11 protein-coding genes are annotated in these 20,830 nt (G+C 45.0%); 2 read left to right on the top strand and 9 right to left on the bottom strand.

Annotated elements, in window-relative coordinates:
- Positions 1-18 precede the first annotated feature (18 nt).
- The gene (locus ACFYU8_RS26580; RefSeq protein ID WP_390305264.1) at positions 19-6,846 is read right to left on the bottom strand and encodes an amino acid adenylation domain-containing protein; all 6,828 of its coding nucleotides are present in this window, start codon (positions 6,844-6,846) and stop codon (positions 19-21) included.
- A 585-nt stretch (positions 6,847-7,431) separates the two neighbouring features.
- On the opposite strand from ACFYU8_RS26580, the gene ACFYU8_RS26575 reads away from it, so the two are divergent.
- Complete coding sequence (locus ACFYU8_RS26575; protein ID WP_106838973.1) at positions 7,432-8,367, top strand: ABC transporter ATP-binding protein; 936 nt, start codon at positions 7,432-7,434, stop codon at positions 8,365-8,367.
- A gap of 1 nt (position 8,368) precedes the next feature.
- A complete protein-coding gene (locus ACFYU8_RS26570) occupies positions 8,369-9,133 on the top strand; it encodes an ABC transporter permease (RefSeq protein WP_390305267.1) in 765 nt (254 codons plus the stop codon).
- A gap of 84 nt (positions 9,134-9,217) precedes the next feature.
- On the opposite strand, the gene ACFYU8_RS26565 is transcribed toward ACFYU8_RS26570, so the two are convergent.
- The 8 genes from ACFYU8_RS26565 to ACFYU8_RS26530 all read right to left on the bottom strand — a co-directional run bounded on the left by ACFYU8_RS26565 (position 9,218) and on the right by ACFYU8_RS26530 (position 20,643).
- Complete coding sequence (locus tag ACFYU8_RS26565) at positions 9,218-10,762, bottom strand: aldo/keto reductase (protein ID WP_390305270.1); 1,545 nt, start codon at positions 10,760-10,762, stop codon at positions 9,218-9,220.
- Complete coding sequence (gene lgrE, locus ACFYU8_RS26560) at positions 10,759-11,541, bottom strand: linear gramicidin aldoreductase LgrE (protein WP_390305272.1); 783 nt, start codon at positions 11,539-11,541, stop codon at positions 10,759-10,761. The genes ACFYU8_RS26565 and lgrE overlap by 4 nt, the downstream gene beginning before the upstream one ends.
- Positions 11,542-11,562: 21 nt before the next feature.
- Entirely contained in the window at positions 11,563-12,897 is a 1,335-nt protein-coding gene (locus tag ACFYU8_RS26555; RefSeq protein WP_390305273.1) for an efflux RND transporter periplasmic adaptor subunit, read from the bottom strand.
- Between the two features lie 25 nt (positions 12,898-12,922).
- Positions 12,923-16,042, bottom strand: a complete 3,120-nt coding sequence (locus tag ACFYU8_RS26550) for an efflux RND transporter permease subunit (protein WP_390305274.1) — start codon at positions 16,040-16,042, stop codon at positions 12,923-12,925.
- 365 nt (positions 16,043-16,407) lie between these two features.
- Complete coding sequence (locus tag ACFYU8_RS26545) at positions 16,408-17,163, bottom strand: CPBP family intramembrane glutamic endopeptidase (RefSeq protein ID WP_390305276.1); 756 nt, start codon at positions 17,161-17,163, stop codon at positions 16,408-16,410.
- 1 nt (position 17,164) lies between these two features.
- Positions 17,165-17,788 carry an SdpI family protein gene (locus tag ACFYU8_RS26540; protein ID WP_390305278.1) on the bottom strand — a complete coding sequence of 208 codons (624 nt, stop codon included), beginning with the start codon at positions 17,786-17,788 and terminating at the stop codon, positions 17,165-17,167.
- A 16-nt stretch (positions 17,789-17,804) separates the two neighbouring features.
- Positions 17,805-18,062: an autorepressor SdpR family transcription factor gene (locus tag ACFYU8_RS26535; protein ID WP_390305281.1), complete on the bottom strand. Its 258-nt coding sequence runs from the start codon at positions 18,060-18,062 to the stop codon at positions 17,805-17,807.
- A 535-nt stretch (positions 18,063-18,597) separates the two neighbouring features.
- Complete coding sequence (locus ACFYU8_RS26530; RefSeq protein WP_390305283.1) at positions 18,598-20,643, bottom strand: molybdopterin-containing oxidoreductase family protein; 2,046 nt, start codon at positions 20,641-20,643, stop codon at positions 18,598-18,600.
- Between the last annotated feature and the right edge of the window lie 187 nt (positions 20,644-20,830).

The following is a 20,830-nucleotide window of genomic DNA, read 5'->3' as shown; positions in this document are numbered from 1 at the left end:
CTCCTGAGCTACATTTACTTACAAATCGCCTATCAAGTCCATAATGTCATCGAGTTCTTCCAGAGAGAGCTTCTTGTCCACAAAATCACTCGGTGTTAACTCAGAATCTTTCTTTTGTATACAATGTACAATAATAGCGTTCAAATGAAATTGATAGAGTCCCATGAGCTTGTCTATCGTCGTTTTGTGATACTCATGGCGATTGTAATTCACATAGATAACCAACTCTCCACCGATAATCTTGGCATAGATATCTAACGGGTGCATGCGTTCGGCATGAGGTCCTAGCACTCTACCCTCTGGTAGATTCGATGGCTTGAACAGATCATTGTCCAGATCGGCATCGTACTGTCCCAGATAATTGAACACAACCTCGGGCTGGCGTGTGAAATGGATGTCTCGTTTGTGCTCGGTCTCTGTAAGATGCTTTAAGATGGAATACCCGATTCCTTTATTAGGAATAGCACGCATCATTTCTTTGACCAACTTGATCTGCTCCGCCAATTGGCCCGATTTGGTAGCAGGCAGGACGACTGGGAAAAGTGAAGTGAACCACCCTACCGTACGGGAGATATTCAAGCCTTTGACAATCTCTTCACGTCCATGTCCTTCCAAAAAGACCCTAACATCGTTTGCCCCTGTCCATCCCTGCATCGCCATTCCCAAGGCAGTCAACAGGATCTCTTGCGTTTCCGTTTGGTAGGCGTGATTTGCATAGCCCAATAATTTTTCAGTCTCAATTTTGGAGAAACGAACAGACGCTGTTATCGTCTCAATTTCGGTGTGGTAAATGGTCTCCTGATCCTTTGGCAATGGACGGGTCGGAATGGATTCGACTTTTTTCCAATAAGCTAGTTCGTTTACAAGCTTCTTGCTATTGGCTACGTTTTTTAGCTCTTTCGCCCATTTTTGATAAGAATGTGTTTTTTCCGGTAAAGCAATTGGATTGCCTGAGGCTACTTGTTGATAGGCGATTCGGAAGTCTTCCAGAATGATGCGCCAGGAAACACCGTCAACAACCAGATGGTGAATCGCAAAAAGCAGATGGTCACCTACTCTTGTCTTGAAGAGCGCTACTTGAACCAGCGGTCCCTCCTGTAAATTCATACTGGCTTGCAGGCGGTTTGCTTCTTCTTCCACTTTGTTTCGAGCGTCCAGCTCTTCTGTAAAATCAAACACATGGAATACGAACAGATTACCATCGTCGCCCCGATTAAACTGGACAAATCCCTCATCCGATTCCGTAAAACTCATGCGCAGGGCATCATGATGAAGCACAATCGCATTTAGAGACTCCATCAGTAGTTCGATATGGAAGCCCTCTTGGCTGAAAATCATCATTGCTTGATTCCAGTGATGTCTGCTTGATGTAATCCGTTCAAAGAAGTAGTGCTGGATTGGTGTAAGTATGACAGGCCCTGTTACCAGTCCCTGATGGATAGTAATACTCTCGGAAATGACAAACGGTGCAATTCGTTCGATCGTCGGATATTTAAACAGATGATTGACTGCCATCATGAGATTCATCCGTTGCAGACGAGACGCGATCTGCAAACCCTTGATCGAATCTCCACCAAGCTCGAAAAAGCTGTCTTCAATCCCTACCCTCTCGATGCCAAGTACTTCTCCCCAAATTCCGGCAAGAATCTCTTCCATTTCAGAGCGCGGTGCTACGTATTCCACTTCGCTTCTCACACTTCCATCCGGTTCGGGCAGGGCCTTGCGATCCAACTTACCGTTGGATGTAAGCGGAAACTCCTTCATGAGAACGAAATGGGCAGGTATCATATATTCTGGCAATTCACGGCGAAGCAGATCGCGCAATTGACTGATTGTCCATTCCTTCACGGAAAGCAGATAGGCGCACAAGTATGACTGATTGTTCTGGTCGGTTCGGGCCATAACCACCGCATCATAAATGGACTCTTCCTGAATCAGTTTGCTACGGATTTCATCCAACTCGATGCGGTATCCACGAATTTTTACCTGATGGTCCATCCGCCCGAGATACTCGATATTGCCATCTTCACGATAGCGTGCCAGGTCGCCTGTGCGATAGATACGCTTACCAGCCTCTAATGGATGGGCAACAAATTTTTCCGCTGTCAGCTCTTCGTTATTCAAATATCCTCTCGCCAAGCTGATCCCGGCAATACATAGTTCGCCCGGAACGCCTATTGGCTGCAATTGCCCGTACTGATTGACGATATGCATTCGATAGTTGGGCAGTGGCTTTCCGATGGGGACAGGATTCTCCAGTGAGTCTTTTGCGAGCGAATAGCGGGAAGTATATATTGTCGCTTCTGTTGGCCCGTAGATGTTTTCCAATTTCACCTCCGGCAGTACTTCATATACTTTTGGCACGAGATCATCCGGCATCGCTTCCCCGCAAGCAAGGATGTACCGCAATCGGTTGGCTTCGTTTCGCCCCTCCAGATATTCGACGAACGGAATCAGCATAGATGGCACAAAATTGATGTGGGTTATCCCTTCTTGGACTACCGCTTGCCATATTTCTTTGGGATTCTTTTCCGCCTCTGGCTCGAGAATCACCAATCTGCCATTCCCAGGAATCCACCCGAAAATTTCCGCTACAGAGATATCAAAAATGTAGGTCGTCTTCAGCAGGAATGCATCTTCAGGCATAAGCGGATATTCATCCTGCATGGCATGGAGTACATTGAGCAGCCCACCGTGTTCAATCATCACGCCTTTTGGCTTCCCGGTTGAGCCCGATGTGTACATGACATACACGAGGTCATCCGGCTTGTTAACCAGCGGTAGATTGCTTGTATTTGGGGAAAAGCTACTCTCGCTGTTCAAATCAATAACATCCGCTGTAAAGCTTGCTTTTTCAACGAAACAGGACTGTGCTACCACCATCTTGGCGCCGCTATCTGTGAATATGTAGGAAATTCGGTCAGTTGGACTGTTCGGATCGATCGGCAGATAGGCCCCACCTGCTTTCAACACGGCGAAAATTGCCACTATCATCTCGAAGGATCGTTCCGATATAAGCATCACCAGATCGTCTGGTTTCACCCCTTTTGTACCGAGGGTATGTGCCAGTTGATTTGCTCGTTCGTTCAGCTCTCGATACGTCATACACTGTTCGCGGAGTACCAATGCGATCTTGTCAGGAGTAGCAGTAGCCCATTCTTCTAACAGCTGCATGATCAATTTGCTGGGGTATGTTTTGGATGTATCGTTTACCCCTAGAAACAAATCGAGGCGTTGCGCTTGGGTCATTAGCTCAAACGCTTTAACTTGCTCCTCCAAACCGTGAACAGCTTGCAAAAGGAGATGTTCAAACTGCGCAATCATACGGTGGATCATGCTTTCATCAAACAACAGCGTGTTGTATTCAAAAACAATGTGCAGCTCGTTCTCCCGCTCCACTGTTTCTAGTGTCAGGTCGAACTTGCTAATCCTGTTGTTGATATGACGCATGTGGTTTTCCAGCTCTGTCTCCGGTGAGCTTTGCATCATGAACATCACATCAAACAGGGGATGACGATTCCCGTCGCGTTTTGCTCCAGAGCCTTCGAGAATTTTATCAAAGGGAACGTACTGGTTTTGCAAAGCATACAAAAGCTCTTGCTTAACCTGTTGCAGGTTATGTATAAAGCTTTCTTCATGGTCAATCGAGAGTAGAAGTGGCAAGGTATTAACGAACATCCCAAGTATCTCTCGCGTATCTGGATGCTGTCTTCCATCTGTTACGGTACCTAGTATGACTTGCTTGCTGTCGTTATTCATTTTGGATAGCCAGACAGATACGATGGTGAGCATCAGCATATAGAGGGTTACATCATGTTTTGTTGCCGTGGTCTTGAGCTTTCTAGTGAGTTCTTTGTTTGCGCGATACGTGATAGTCGCTCCATCAAATGTCAGTTGCGGCGGACGTTTTCGTGTAGGAAGTTGGACGACGGGAAGCTCGCCCTCTAGAAGGGGCTTCCAGTAAGCAGCTTGCTGTTTATATTCGTCGCTTGACTGCCACTCATTTTGCCATCGCGCAAACGATTTATAGGTATTCTTTAAAGGGAGAAGCTGCTGTCCTTCGAGTAAAGTCTGTAATTCCCGTAACAAAATCGACTTGGATAAGCCATCCATGAGGATGTGATGGGAATCGAGCCAGAGAACCTGTTTGTCAGGAGTTTCAATTATTCCAGCCCGGAGCAATGGCGCTTTTGCCAAATCGAATGGCTTGATGTGCTCTGCAAGTAGGCCGTGTAGCACCTCTTCTGCACCCGTTTGACAGACAAATGATAGCTCGGCGAACGGAACCATTCGTTTTACGATTTCGTCATGATGCATGTGATACGTGCTTCGTAATCCTTCGTGGCGCATCACCAGCTGCTGCAAGGCCATCTGGATATGCTCCACATCGACGGATTTGGGAAAGTCAATCGTGAATGTCACATTGTATGCGATCGACTCGACATCCTGCTGCTGGATGATGTACATTCGTTTCTCCACCGCGGATGTTTCGTATTCCTGTTGTACGATCAGCTCCTGCAATGGTTGTATGTTCGTCTGCTCTTGCTCTGTGAACAAACGTTTCAATTGGCGAATCGTTGGATGCTTGAAAAGCTGGTCATATCTCAAATCGAACCCGATATTCTTGAACTGGGAAATGAGCTGCATGGCCTTGATCGAGTCCCCACCGCATTCAAGAAAATGGTCGTCGATTCCCACCTGCAAATTTCCTAGCACGCTACTCCACACCTGTGCCAATTGTTGTTCAAGCTCATCAGTGGGCGCGACATAATATTCCCTCAGCAGCTCCTCATCTTCCTGAACATCTGGCAATGCCCGCTTGTCTACCTTTCCATTCGTGGTGAGCGGTAAAGTCTCCATGTGAACAAAGTGCGTCGGGATCATGTATTCAGGAAGATCATTTCCGAGCCATTCCCTCAGCTCGTGAAAAGGGATTTCATCAGGAGCAACATAATAGCTAACTAAGTATTTGCGGCCATCCTCCCGTTCTTTGGCGATAACCGTTGCCATTTCGACCATTGGATGATTCATGAGGAAAGGTTCAATTTCTCCTGGCTCAATCCGATATCCGCGAATTTTTACCAAATTGTCGAGGCGGCCCAAAAACTCGATGTTCCCGTCAGGCAACCAGCGTGCTCTGTCTCCCGTGCGGTACATGCGCTCGCCCGTCTGTGGATGAATGATGTATTTCTCAGCGGTCAAATCTGGTCGGTTCACATATCCTCGTCCCAACCCTTCACCGAGGATAAATACCTCGCCTGCTACCCCAATCGGTTGTAATGCTAGCTTTTCGTCCAAAATGAAGATGTAGGTATGAGCGATAGGCTTGCCAATCGGAATGCTCTGGTATTGCTTGTCCACCTCAAAAATAGTAGCAACAATCGTGCACTCTGTCGGTCCATACATGTTGTAAAGCTTGTAAGCACCGCGCCGATCAACCTTTTTTAGCACATCCCCGCCTGTGAGCATCGCTCGAAAAGACCGATTATCCATCTGCATGAACTGTTCAGCTGCTCCTGTCGGAAAAAAGCTGATCGTAATGCCTTCTTGGTTGCAATAATCATTCAAGGCAATCAGATCATACTTCAGTGCAGAAGGCACGATGTTTAATGATGCGCCCGTGAGCAGGTATGAAAATATATCCAATGCAGACCCATCAAATGAAAAACTGGAATAGACAAGGGTTTTGTCTTCAGGGCTCACTTCAAAGTACTGGCGATGCCATTCGCAAAAATTTACCAAGTTGCGATGCTCGATCATCACGCCTTTGGCCAAACCTGTCGATCCCGATGTATACATGACATAGACGAGATCTGTAGATCGATTGACGTGCGGTAGATTTTCTTTTCTGTCGCTGAAGCTACCAGGGTCACACACGTCGATCACTTCTACTTCGCAGATACTTTTGGCCTTCTCTATAAGGGGAGTCTGTGTCAATAAAACGGAAGCGCCACTATCGTTTAGCATATAAGCAATTCGTTCATCCGGATAATCCAGATCGATAGGGAGATATGCTCCCCCGGCCTTTAGAACAGCGATAATACTCACCAGCATGTCCAGTGATCTATCCATCATGAGCGCCACTTGATCGTCAGGCTTAACTCCTTTGGCACGAAGGTTATGGGCTAACTGATTGGCTCGCTCATTAAGTTGTTTGTATGTCAGAGACTGGTCTTGACATACAGCTGCTAGACTGTCTGGTGACACTTCGACTTGTCGTTCAAACAACTGATGGTAGGTTTTATCGCTGCGGATCTCTACTTGTGTTCGTTCTCCACAAAAACGCTTTAATGCCAGCAGCTCTTTTACGGTGGTCATATTCAGGTTTTTGTAGAAATCACGGTCTTTTTTGTAGTGAATCGTTCCACCAGATGGTTGTGGAAATGGTGTGATCCGCCCACTTACAATATTCTCCCATTCTCGGATGAACAGATCTTCAATCACCTGATTGGCTTTGTTGTAACAATCGATCAGTGTATCTTCGTCATCAAAAGCAATCTCTTCCTGGACAAGGATATTGCCTGTATCTACGTTCTCGTCTATGAGGTGTAGCGTAACCCCTTTTGGTGTTTCATCCCAAATACTCCAGAAAACAGGGTCTCTTCCCTTGTTCCAGGGCAAGAGGGATGTATGTAGATTGATAATGCGCCCTATGAAACAGGAAACGATTTCCTTACCCAGAATATAGCCGTACGCGTAACTGACTATATAGTCAATTTGTTTAAAATATTCTGTTTGTTCCTCCCATCTTTTATTGCACACAATGACTTCGTGGTTCCTTGATTCCAAGTACTGCACAATCTTGTTTTCTTTGCTCATGAATGTTGTTAGGAATAATATTCTCAAAAAAACATCACCAGCATTTCTCATAATTTCGTTGACAAAAAGTTGACTTCGATTGAAAATCGTTTTATATGGAATTTATGCCACATTTTTACTTTTTGTTACATGATTTTACATTTAACTCAAAATTACGGTTTTTTGCAAGTGGTTGTATGTAAATTTTTTATTTTTTCGTTCTCAACAATTAGAGTAAAGAATGCCAAAAGGCATTTCTCTGCTAGTTCTGATGGATGAAAGGAGGTTAGATTGAGGAAATGCAGGTTATACTTGCTAAATATGTCACTGGCAAAAATTTACAATTTTAGACAACTCCAATTTTCAATGCTGCACTTCGTTCAACATGACATTTCGTTCTGATATGAAATTGTCTCTGTGTATTGGGTAAGGGAAAGTTATGTCCTCATCTCAGTATCTCACCTCACCAGACAAGGAATTTCCTTCTCAATCTCCAGTTGTTTCTGCCCATTTTTGTAATAAATTCATCCGTATTTACAAGCTTTCAATATTCTGAATTGGGGAAAAAGTTGATAGATTTGGAGCTACACACTCAGTCGAAGTCACAGAAAAGTCTAGAAAAGGGGATTTTTTATGGAACCTGCAATCGTAATTAAGGATCTCAAAAAATCGTTCGGAGACAAAAAAGTTCTCGATGGCATCTCCCTCACGATTCCCAAAGGTACAATTTTTGGTCTACTTGGACCTAATGGAGCTGGAAAAACAACCTCCCTACGAATCCTGTCCTGCCTCATTGAGCCTACGTCAGGAGAAGTCACCATCCTCGGTCATCAAATCAGCAAGAATAAAGAAGAGATTCGCAAAAAAATTGGTTGTGTAACAGAATCTCCCGGGGTGTATGACAAGCTTTCTCTGATGGACAACCTGGAGTTCTTCGCCTCCTGCTACCAGATTCCCAAAGCCAAGCGTGCTTCACGTATCGAGTATTTGCTTCGCCAGTTCGATTTGTGGGAGAGAAGAAACGATCCTGCCGGCAGATTGTCAAAAGGAATGAAACAAAAACTTTCGATTGTTTGCGCGATTTTACACGACCCAGAAGTGCTTTTCTTAGACGAGGTCACAGCCAATCTCGATCCTGTCAGCACCCGGAAGCTGAAAGATCTGATTCGCGATTGGGCTGCATCTGGAAAAACGATCATCTTTTGTTCACATGTCCTGGCAGAAATTGATGAGTTATGTCATGAATTCGCCATCATTAAGGGTGAGGTGATTCGTTTAACTACCCCACAGAAGTTCCGTGAAGAGTGGACCACCTACAATGTGCTTCTTGACGTAGGATCGGATTCACAAAAGTCGGAACAGATAATAAAAGCCTCCGAGGAAGTTGAGGAGTATAAGCGCACCGAAGATCAGTTCCACCTGAGGGTAGCCAATCCGAAGACCTCGAACCCACAGCTGATCAAAAAGCTGGTCGCAGCCGATATTACCGTCAATTACATAACACCCATCTCCGTGTCACTGGAGGACTCCTATCTCAGCTTGTTGAATCAAGAAAAGGAGGCGATCTAGGATGCCGGGATTTGTTATTCTCCGAGAATGGAAAGAGCTTTTCGCTAACCGCTCTGTATTGATTACGAATCTTGCTGCGCCATTCGTTATATTGGTTGTCGCTCTGATCACAACTGTATTTGCCCAAAACGGTAAGATGGAGTTCATCCTTAACCTGATGAAATTGACCAATCCCCTCCTTAACATGGCAGGTGCAGATGGTCACATTGCCATTGCCCGCTTCTATTTCCTCTTGTTCTTGATCGTACCGGCGATGATCCCCTTAACATTTGCCACGACGAGCATCATCATGGAAAAAATGACAGGAACATTGGAAAGCGTATTGGTCACCCCGATTTCCACCAAGGAGTTTTTGTTTGGTAAGGTCCTAGCTTACTCCTTGCCTTCCATCGCTCTGACCTGGGTTGTCCAGCTAATCTTTCTAGGGTTCATCTTTACAAGCTTTGACAATGCTAGCGAGTATTTTTCCATTGTATTTATTCTCGCGATGATCCTGCTGGTCCCATTTATTTCGATCATCAGCGTATCCCTGAGCGTCATTGTTTCCTCAAAAGTTGACAACGTCGCAGCAGCCCAACAATTTGGTGCCTTACTGGTTCTGCCGATCATCGGACTTGCTGTCAGTCAGGTCATCTTCCTCTCAATGATGAGCAATCCGGTAATCTATCTGGGATTGGTCACGATTTTTGCGGTGGTTGCCCTGATCTTGTTCCAGATTAGTATTAAGCTCTTTGATCGCGAGCATATCATCAGCAAGTGGAAATAACCGAAAGTATTAAAAATAACCACCTTATGAAATCGTTGTTGTCACACGATTCCATAAGGTGGTTTTACTATTTGGGTATTGTTTTTAGCCAATAACCGCTTTAAGGGTTTGGGTCATTGCGTGCCAGTCTTCTTCTTGCATGATCGTATCCAAAGGTCTCTTTAATTCCATTAGTACATCATCTACATAATGCTCACGTCTCATCCCCACGAGGACGCTGTGTACCTCTGGAGTGGCACGCATCGTTCTAATCGCTGCTTGGCTGAGGTTATCTGTTGTCATTAAATGCGGTTTCACCCTCGTCAGCTCATTCGAGATATCCAGTGAACGCTGGTAGTCTTTGGGGGCGTAATAGCTCTGCAAAGCTTCAGCTGTCTCCATGAGAGCTGCCTTGTAGGTATCCAGCCATTGCTGCGTCTGGTCGTCCAAGCCCCCATGTTTTTTAATCGTATTGCGAATATCTTCGATGACTGGCTCAATCAAAAAGCTTCTCACATTTTGCACATTTGTGGAAGAGAATAGCTTTTTCCAGTATTTGCGGAGTGTAGCCCCAGATGATATTTTTTTCTTCAGCTCTTTCACATCTTCTTTCTCCATTTTAAGTAATGGCAAGACGCGATAGACGATCTGTTCCTCTACATCATCTACACGATTCAGACAATCCTTGATTCGACGAGTGGCTTCTTTTTCGTCAATGACCGTGCTCAGATCTAGTTGGATGTTCGTCAGGCGGAAGATTTTTTCCTTCGCTGTCACATCTAGCGTCCGGTTGGTCATTACACCAAGTCCTTTTTCCTTGGCAAATAACAAGGCACTCTTGCCTTGCGCATGGCTTTTTTCCAGCATGGCACCGGATTCGTACATGTTCATTGGAAGCTGGATGACGCGAAAATGGTGATTCGGCGTAATCTTTTCTGCAATTTCCCAGAGGATATCCAGCGCAACAAAATCAAATTCCTTGACATTGCTGACGAACGAATTGGCACTGACTCCATAGCATTGAATCCGACCTGATTCTACTTCTTTCTCCAGATGTCGAAAAGCCTTCTCAATTCGCTCTAATAATTCAACATACGCTTCCTGTTGTTTGATCTTTTTCATTTTTGCCCATAGCAAATACCATTCTGGATTGTGCAGCATGTAGCAATCAATCGTGTCCACCTGCAAGCGCTGCAGGCTGCGTGTCAGCTGGTCTTGAAGGTATTCTGGGTGGATACATATCGACATTCCATCATGTACCGTCGTGAAGTCTTGATACGGTTTGCCTTCCGCTGTCCTCTTCATCGTCTCTTCGGAATCCTCGCCTTGGACGATACCGGCCTTGGACACGATTACAAGCTCTTCCCGCTTTATTTTTTCTTCACTTATCAGCTGCTTCAGCACATGACCGATGACTTTCTCAGCGCTACCATTTGTATACATACTACTAGTATCAATCAGGTTAATTCCTTCGAGCAGTGCCTTACGGAGTGCCTCGTGGTACTGCTCATCCTGTTCATCAATCCGGTACGTTCCGAATCCAACCTGACTGATCCACACATCGAAGCTACCAAATTGCTTATAGAAAAGATGGGTATTGGCCTGTGCTAGGCGCTGTGTCCCCTCTCTTGTTGCTTTTCCTGTCATCATCCTATCCCCCTGTACCCGGCAAGATAATTTTGAAGAGTTGACCCGACAATAGTAAGGACTTGGTCCTGTTGAGAATGGATGAAAAAATGGTCCCCTTCCAGCATATACGTTTGAAAAGAAGCGTTCGTGTGATCTCTCCAGGCTTCGATATGTGTTCCGGTAAAATCCGGGTCCTGCCAACCGCCAATAGCCGTCAGTCCGAACTCCAGCGGTTCCTCGTCTTGATAGCGATACGTTTCGCATATCGTGAAATCGGCCCGCAGCGTAGGGAGAAGCATGTTCAGAATCTCCTTGTCCTCAAAGACTTCCTTTGGCGTGCCATTCATCGTTCGTACGCCCTCCAGAAACTCTTGATCTGGGAGATGATGGATGGCTTCACCCGGATCTGGCAGATGCGGGGCATGGTATCCGGATGCAAACATGTGCTGCGGCTTGAGGTTGTAATGTTTGCGTAAATATCTGGCCAGCTCAAAGCTGACCAGCGTTCCCATGCTATGTCCAAAAAAGGCAAACGGTCGATTCAGATAGGGAAGTAGCGCTTCTGCCAGATCACGAATCATTATAGACAAATCCGTGTAGCAAGGCTCTAAAAAGCGATTACTTCTGCCTGGCAGCTGCACCGGACAAACGCCAATCTGAACGGGCAGCTTTTTTTGCCAATCCCGATAAATACCAGCATGACCACCAGCATAGTGAAAGCAAAATAATAGCACTTCTGCCTCCGCAGTCATTTTTGCAGAGAGTAGCCATCGGTTCTGGGAAACGTACATCTTTTGCATAGGTATCCTCCTCGATATTACTTAGGGAACAATGCGAATTTTTGCACCATCTTTTAATTGTGATTGTCCTTTGATAACTACCTTGTCTCCTGATTTCACTCCGGAGCCGATAAGCGTCTTCTCCGTTCCTTTCGAAGCGATCGAGATTTCCTTCTCAGCTACTCTTTCTCCATTCACGACATAGGCTACCGATTTCCCATTTCGCTCAAGGATGGCATCTGTCGGTATGAGAATACCTGCTTGTCCTTTGATTGAAGACACTTCCGCCTTCATTCCGGGAAGTAGCGTACCTTTTGGATTTGGCACTTCTATTTCCACGGGGAAAAGCTTCGATTGGTCAGAAGCCTTTAGTCCCACGTAGGCAATACTGCCTTTGACCTTGATATTTTGAGATGGAACCTGCAAATCTAGTTGTGTTCCTTTTTGGAAGCTTGCCAACGCTTTTTCTGACACATTCACCTTCACAATCATCGGGTCAAGGTTAATTACCGTTGCAATAGGCTTTTGCAGGTTAATCGTATCGCCTTCTTGGACTTGGATATCGGTGACAATGCCGTCTACTGTTGATTTGATCAGTGTGTTTTCCAACGCGTTTCTGGAAATATCCACTTCAACCTGTCCTTGTTGCACATTTGCTTGCGTGACTCGTCCATTTTTATCGGCTGTATTCACTTGCGTCCGCGCATTAATTAAAGCGGTTTGCGCCTGATCCAGCTGGCTTTGATACTGGTTTTTTGCTTGCAGATATGCGTTTTCTGCATTCTCAAGCTCACTTTTGGACGAAGCTTTCTCTTCAAACAGCTTTTTAGCGCGGTCGTAATTTGCTTGCGCCAACGTCAATCCTTGTGCAATCGTACGCTTGGCATTCGCATAGGTTTGCTCCGCCTGCTTCAGCTGGCTGTTTGCCAATTCGCTGGACGTCCCCATTTTGTTGGAATGCTCTAGATTTGCGTTGGCGACTGCTAATGTCGCCTCAGCATGACGCAGTTTCAATTGCGCTTCGGTTTGATCCAGCTTTCCAATGACTTGCCCTTTTTTTACTGTGTCCCCTTTTTTCACTAGGATTTGCGAGACGGTCCCTGTAGTTTTGCCGTAAATACTCACATCCGTGTTAGCGAATACCTCCGCCAGCAACTTGTCGGATTCTTTGAGTTCTCCATCTATTGCTTCCTCTACTTGAACATCAACGGAATTCTCCACTTTAATGGTTTCAATCTCAGGACTGGACTGGCCTTCGATTTGTGTTCTTCCTTCATTAGAATTGGTCTTTTCTGCGGATTGTGAATTGCATCCCGAGATGATCGTCAAGCTTATAAGACATGCCACACCTGAGTTGATTAGCTTCGTCTTCTTCATTTTTTGTATACTTCCTCCCTCTGCCTTACCCAGACTTTTTCATATCGCGTAAACTTCTCAGCACGGAAATAAACATATCCTCGCTTGGCTCCATCTCCGCTTCTTTGGTATCAGGGGCAAAAAAATCTTTTTTGATCCGATACAATAATTCATACCCGATAGGAACCACGATTAAGGTCAGGATCGTCGAAGTAACGAGTCCACCAATGACCACAATCGCCAAGCTTTTGGTCATCAAGGCTCCTTCAGAAAAGCCGAGGTAAAGCGGCAAGAGAGCGCTGACTGTCGCAACTGCCGTCATAATAATGGGGCGTAGTCGGGTAATGCCAGCTTCGACAACTGCCTCACGCATAGAAGTCCCTTCCAGTCTTCGATGCTGGATATTGTCCACATACACGATTGCATTAGTAACAACGATTCCGACCAGCATCAAAAAGCCGATAAGTGCCGTTATATCGAGTACGGTATCCGAAATGAACAGGCCAAATAATCCGCCGATCGCAGCAAGTGGCAGGGACAGTAGAATCGCGAGCGGAGCCGTAGCATTGCCAAAAGTGATGAGCATGACAATGTATACGATAAAAATCGCTGCACCAATGGCTAAGAGCATATCTTTAAAGCTTTTTTCCATGTCGCTTGAGACACCTTCAGATGACAAGGTAACTCCAGCAGGCAATTTTTCCGCTTGCAACATCGCAAATAGGAAGTTACTCGCTCCTCCTTTGTTATCGCTCGTGATATCTGCTGTAATTTGTACGAATTGTTTTTCGTCCTTGCGCATGATTTGAGATTGAACTTTTTCTTGGTCAATCTCGGCAAAGTCCACCAAACGCACTTGTTGCTTACTTGGCGTTTGAATGTAGATATTGTTCAGTTCCTCTAGCGATTTCGCATGATTTTCACTGAGTCCAAAGAAAAGACTATAGTCTTTGTCGTCGACTTTGATCTTGCCAATTTGGGTATCCGAAACTAGGAGGTTGACCTCTTGAGCCACCTGTACAGGGGAAATTCCCAGTTCCGAGGCTTTGTCTCTATCGACTTTGATGACAACTTCATTTTTGAAATCGTTCAAATTGTCCTTCACGTTGGTCAACAGAGGACTTTCTTTCAAGTTTGATTTGACAATTTCGCTTGCCTCTTTCAATCGATCCAGATCTGGCCCGTACAGGATCACCTTGAACTTGTTGGTCTCGCTGCTACCAGGTTTAGTCAAGGCCATTTCAGATCCTAGTGGAATCATTGGTTTGACGATTCCCTCAAATTTCTTGATGGTTTGATCGAGATTCACATCTGGCCCTATTTTGATTAGTAAGAGGGCTTGGTTCGATTGGCGTATTTCCGCTTCATTTTCAGAGCCAAGATTGATTTCTATGTACTCTACTTCAGGCTGCTCCATCAATTTACTTTCAACCTGGGCAACCGTTTGATCGAGAACATCTAGTTGTGTACCTTTTGGCATAGTTACTTGCGCAAATATGTACTTTGCTTCCGGATCAGGAAACAATCCGTATTTCATATGCGGGAGTAGCGCTAGACTTGCGACAAATAGAACGAGTGACAGAAATCCGATAGCGGGCTTGCGGTTGAGTGACCAGTGAAGTAACTTCCTGTACGTGTCAGACCCTTTTCCATGTTCAAATTCCCTGATATTGTGGTCTTTTAGGATCATCAGCTTGGCTAACAGTGGAACAATCGTCACGGCTACTAATAGTGAGGCAAACAAGGAGCAGACGACGGTTAGTGCAAATGGGCGGAATACTTCTCCGATCATCCCTCCAACAAACACGATGGGTAAAAATACGGCAGTTGTCGTAAAAGTCGATGAGGTAATTGCATGTAGCATTTCGTGGGTGGCAATTTGAATCAAGTTTTCCTTGCGTTCTTTGTTCAATTGCAAGTGGCGGAAAATATTCTCGATGACGACGATACTGTCATCCACAACTCGTCCTACAGCCACTGCCATCCCAAACAGTGTGATCATATTAAGAGTTATGCCCATCCAGGACATGAAGATCAGACTTACTAGGATGGATGTTGGGATAGAGACTAGGACGATGAGGGTTGCCTTTACATGACGCAAAAACAGCAAGATGACTATAGAAGCCATAATAGCTCCGAGCAAGCCTTCCTTGAGCATGCCGTTAATCGAATTCTTGATATCGACAGAAGTGTCATAAATCGTGGTAAAGGTTAAGTCTGGGTACTCTGCTTTTAAAAGGGATAGTTTTTCATTGATGGCATCACCGGTTTCTACCGCATTGGCGTCACGTGTTTTGTAAATATTGATGTTAATTCCATTCTTGCCGTTAAAGCGGCTGATCGAATTAATAACCCGATCAAAATTGACTTCTGCGATCTCGCCAAGCCTGACGTAGGTAAGCCCATTTTTGGGGTCACTTGGGAGAAATATCTTGGTGTTACGAATATCTTCCACATTGAGGTAACGGCTCACCACGCGAATGATGCGTTCTTCCCCATTCTCGGTGATCGCACCGATTGGTAGCGCTACGTGATTGTCAAGTAAAAGCTGTTTCAACTGCAACGGAGAGATTCCGTAGTAGTTTAGCGCATCTACCTTTGGTAGAATTTTCATTTCTTTGAATTGTCCGCCTATTGTTGATACTTTATCAACACTTTCAATACCTTCTAACTCTTTGAGCACTGTTTCTTTCACATCGTTGTCAAAATGATCTAGTCCACTCTCCTTATCCTGTCCTGTCACAAACAGATAATAGACGGGTTGATTGCTGAAGCCCTGAATCATCACTTGCGGTCTACCTACTTTGCTAGGAAGCGCGATACTGGAGATTTTTCTTTCCAGCTCGTCCCTGACAGCTTGTACATCTGAACCAGTCTCCAAGTAGACCTGTAGCGTGGAACTATTGTTACTTGAGTATGACTCTACTGCCTTAACGCCTGTTACATGCCCAATTTCACGTTCCAATGGCTTCGTTACATCATCGAGAACATCTTCTGGTGATGCATCCGGATAAGTAGTATTGACTAGAAGCACAGGGAAAGTGACATCCGGCATGTTCTCTACCTTGAGAGACATGGCGGCAATGATTCCACTGACTACGACAAGCAGGCTCATAATAATAATAGCTGTTGAGTTTCTGAGAGAAAAATTCGTTAGAAAACGCAAGGCATGCCCCCCTTATTCCTAATAAATTCCATTCTCTATATTACGCCTCAATTTTTTAGTATTCAATAAATTTCCATAAAAATTAAAATTTGTTTTTCATTTCGTTTTTTTACAAAACAAAAAGAAGACCAAAAACCACCTTACGACGGGGTTTTTGATCTACTTACTCGAAACATCTCTCAAATTGTCGAACAATTGTATATTTTTTCACACAACGGAATCGTGGTCGAGTACATGATTCGGAAATCTCGCCTCCAAATCAAAAGCATCGAATTTAAACGATACGCTGAACCAACTCCATAACGACATGCTGGAGAAGTTACGTATTCATTTGTTGATGCTTACGTGAAGATTGGGAAGCGCTCTTATTTAATGAAACCATGAAGGATGATATCCCCTATCGCGTGAGCAATCATTGCGTACTCCAGCCCGCGCTTCCAGTAGAGGTAACCGAATAATACTCCAGCCACCCCGTTAAGGGCGATCGTGCGAATGAACAACAGCGGGGTAATCTCACCAAAATAGACAGCTGCCGCTGGGAGATGACCAAGCCCGAATATAAGAGCTGCCCCAATGATGCCTGCCCAGTACATCCAGGGCTTAGGGGATGATTTACGTCCGAATAGCTTGCCCAAAATCCACACGATCATTGTCATCATGAACAAACGAACCATGACTTCCTCGTATACTCCACCTTGAATGGCTGTCAGCATACCTGCCCAAACCGACACTTCTAAGTCTTGGGCCTTTTCCGCCAAGATTGGTAGCAATGGTTGGAAAACGGCGAGTTCCAGTAGGAGGAGAAGAGCTGTTGCTGCAAATCCAAAGATGACTGCTTGAATGATTCCCTTTTTGTTGAAGGATTCTCCACCCGTTTTATATAACCACTTCCGAAGAACAGGGGCATCCAGCCCAACCTTGCCTGCGAAGGTCAATCCAATCCACGAAAACAGAAATGCCATGATGCTTCCCTGCAAGACGAAAATTGCCATTGCAACCGGTATCGGGAGAGGAATCATGGATAATGCATCCCCGCTAATTGCCAGCATATAGGGAATAGCTGAGATAAAACCGATAGCGCTCACCAATGATAACAGAAATGCTATTTTCAAGTTTTTCATTCTACTTTCCCCTTCCTGTTTTTTTGTAATAGTAGTGGCTGCTTCCGATAGAAATCAGAATTGTCACCAATGTAATGATCAACAGCAGGATATAATGAATGGTTGTTGGTAAAAATGAGGTGAGCATGATGAGGATTCCTCCGATGAAGAACACACGGGAACTCAATAGATGGGTATTTTTCCAGACCTCTTCACAAGCAAGTGTCCATGGCGTGCGTATCCCAATCAGATAGTTATGTCGAAAACGAGGCATAAAATTCCCTATCGTTACAAAGAGAATTCCTAAAATAAGCGTAACAAATATCCCAATATTTAACATATATCCATATCCATATGCGATTATCACGCCATGGATGACGAGAAGTACGATCATTAACGTATTCAAGATTGTATCGTGACTGCTTTGGAACTTTTGGTAATACTGTTTTTGACTGCGAACAGCCACGAAAATAAACAGCATCACAACCGGAATAAAGGATACACCCACAAACTTAGGCGCAAAACCATTCGGTTCGCCATTTGGTCCCCAATGAATTACCATCTGATCTGGCATGGAGGGATAACAAATTACGCCCAAGACAACACTGATGAAAAAAAATAACATAGACAAATTGGATTTATTCATGTGATTACCTCACTTTCTAACGGAATTGGATAACCCATTTTAATAAGTCTTGAAAAACGGTCGTATTAAGTGAGTAGTAGATGTTTTGCCCTTTTCGTTCGTCGTAAACCATTTGTGCCTGTTTCAACAAACTGAGGTGGTGGGAGATGCTGGGCTTGGTCATTTGAAAATGGTCCGCTATTTCTCCAGCCGTCATATCTTTCTCTCTCAACAGGTCTAGAATCTTTCTTCTTGTGGGATCAGAAAGTGCCTTAAATGCGTAATTCATTGACATAATCAATCGATCCTACTTTCATACATCATTTTTAGATATTTAGGAATTTATCTAAATATTGCGTTGAGAAATACCTTGTGCCAGCCCGTAAGACACCACTGAATGGAGGGAGTCTTCGGATATTTGTGTAGTGTAGGATTTCTAAAGGTGCATTATGTTGCTTTGTGAATCGCTCATCAATATACTAATTCTACCAAAAATACAAAACACATCCAATCGTTTTTTTTCGTGTTGATGAAAGTTGATGGAAAACACACGTAACGTATTTTATGCTTCATTCACTTAGGAAGCCTTTATTGCACATTACACATGGTACGTAATTCGTCAATGAAATCGAACATAAGCAGCCAGCCATTCCCTCGAATCAGAAAAAAAGCCGAATTACCGTGGGGTAATTCGGCCACCATGTCATAATTGTCAATTGCCATGGTGCTATGATCATTGGACAACTCCCTCACCTATAACACTTCATATCCTATCGGGTAATAAAAGTAACCAGCGAGTGTCCGACTACAATCGAGACCCTCGCTGATTTTTATCGTATGACCTTTTCCACATCGACACGTCCAGAAAAAAAGGTAGCTCCTCCGCCCATGTCCGCGATGCGATCCGGGGTCAGCGCATTTACATAATGCTTTGAGTAAGGAGCATCAGCCCACAAGCCTTGACTGACCACCACTCCCGGTAAAACATTCTCTCCTATCGATACAACCAGCTCGCATTCTCCCCGCTCATTCCATATACGGACCGTATCTCCGTCACTTATTCCTGATGCAGACGCATCTGCCACATTCATATGCAAACGCGGTATTTTCTCCATTTTCTTATGTTTCTCATTATTTGAGAATGTGGAGTTCAAATAATTGTGATTTGGCCCGGGGACAAACATATACGGGAAATTACCATCCGGAACCAAAGGGATATATGTTGGTAACGGAGGAAGTCCTTTTTCCGCCATCGCTTGGGAATATAGCTCAATTTTTCCACTGCGTGTAGGCAGTGGTCTCGAAAAGAAGGATTCTGTCTTCGTTGCTTTGGTATATTTTTTTTCTACCAGAGTCTCAATCGTGATTCCTTCCAAGTGCGGGTTGCCGTGTCCCTCTAACGCCTGCCTGATCATCTCTACATCGCTGTCTCGAAAAACTGACTCATCGTACCCCATTGCAGCGGCCAGCAAGCGAAACACTTCTGTGTTGGATTTACTCTCCTCATACGGGGGAATAACTGGCTGTTGCAGTTGAATGTAATGATGCCAATACGACGTGTAAAAATCCGTATTTTCATAAGAAGACGTCGCTGGCAAAACGATGTCGGCATAGAGAGCCGTCTCCGTCAAAAACAAGTCATGCACGACCGTGAACAGGTCCTCTCTCGCCAAGCCTTGCCGCACTTTGTTTCCTTCTGGTGCAACAATGGCTGGATTGCTCGTATAGACGAAGAGCGATTTCACCGGCGGCTCTGTATCGAGCAACGCTTTTCCAAGTTCATTCATATTGATGACTCTCGTCTGTTTATTTGCCAACAAATCTGGTCGCTGCACGGCAAGCTTGTTGTGCTCCAGGAAACCTTTATTCCCTTTACTGGCTCCACCACCTTTGACGAGCCACTGCCCTGTAAGGGCCGGAAGACAAGCAATCGTCCTTACACACATTCCCCCATTGTCGTGATGCTGAATGCCGTTTCCAATGCGAATAAAGGAGGGGGAAGTGGTGCCATACATTCTCGCCAATTTATAAATATCGTCGACAGGGACACCCGTTATGGCTGATACGGTAGCAGGATAGTACGTGCGTACATGCTCCCTGAGCTCTTCATGACCTACCGTATATTTTCCTATAAAGGCTGAATCTACCAAGCCTTCTGCAAAAAGCACATGCATGATACCCAAGGCCAAAGCCGTGTCTGTTCCGGGTAAAATCGGGATAAACCAATCAGCCCATCGACCCGTCTGATTTTTATGGACATCAATCACGACGATCTTCGCCCCGTTTTTTCGAGCCTGTTCCGCAAACACCACTTGATGCATGTTCGTGCTAACAGTATTAATCCCCCACATGATGAACAGCTTGGAATGAATGGTGTCTTCCGGATCTGTTCCAAAGGCTCCGCCCATCGTGTAGTTGTAGCCGACAGCCCCTGCACTGTTGCATATCGTACGGTCAAGTTGACTGGCCCCCATACGATGGAAAAAACGGCGATCCATTCCTTCCACACTAATCCGCCCCATGTTTCCGTAAAAGCTGTAAGGCAGGATGCTCTCGGGACCGTCTGAGTCGATCAAGGCACGCCAGCGTTCTGTAATAGTGGCGATGGCTTCCTCCCAACTGATTCGGACAAACTCTCCGCTCCCCTTTTTGCCAATGCGCTTCAGCGGGTGCGTGAGTCGCTTGGGATCGTAGATGCGCTCTGTCATGTTACGGACTTTGTTGCAAATATTCCCCTTCGTCACTGGATGGTTCGGATCTCCCTCAATTTTGACGATTTTCCCCTCTTTTTTATGAAGGAGCAGTCCACATTGGTCCGGGCAATCAAGTGAACAGACTGCTGGAAAAACACCGTTCTCCTGGGTCGTATAAGTCATGGAGGTTCCTTCTTTCTCATAACAGTAGCTAGCTTTTATACGACTATTATAATCGATTGAAAAAAGAAGGCACTACCCCTGCGCGAATGAGAAATGATTGATTTTTATATACCAATCGTCTCATTACGAATTCTAATGGTCCGTTCAACTGTGCCCCCCTCATCTGTTCCTCCGTCTGGTACGGAAC

It is taken from the genome of Brevibacillus sp. NPDC003359 (assembly GCF_042878995.1).
Classification (GTDB): Bacteria; Bacillota; Bacilli; order Brevibacillales; family Brevibacillaceae; genus Brevibacillus.
The sequence above is the reverse complement of the archived record's forward strand: the minus strand, read 5'-3'. Positions and strand labels throughout refer to the sequence as shown.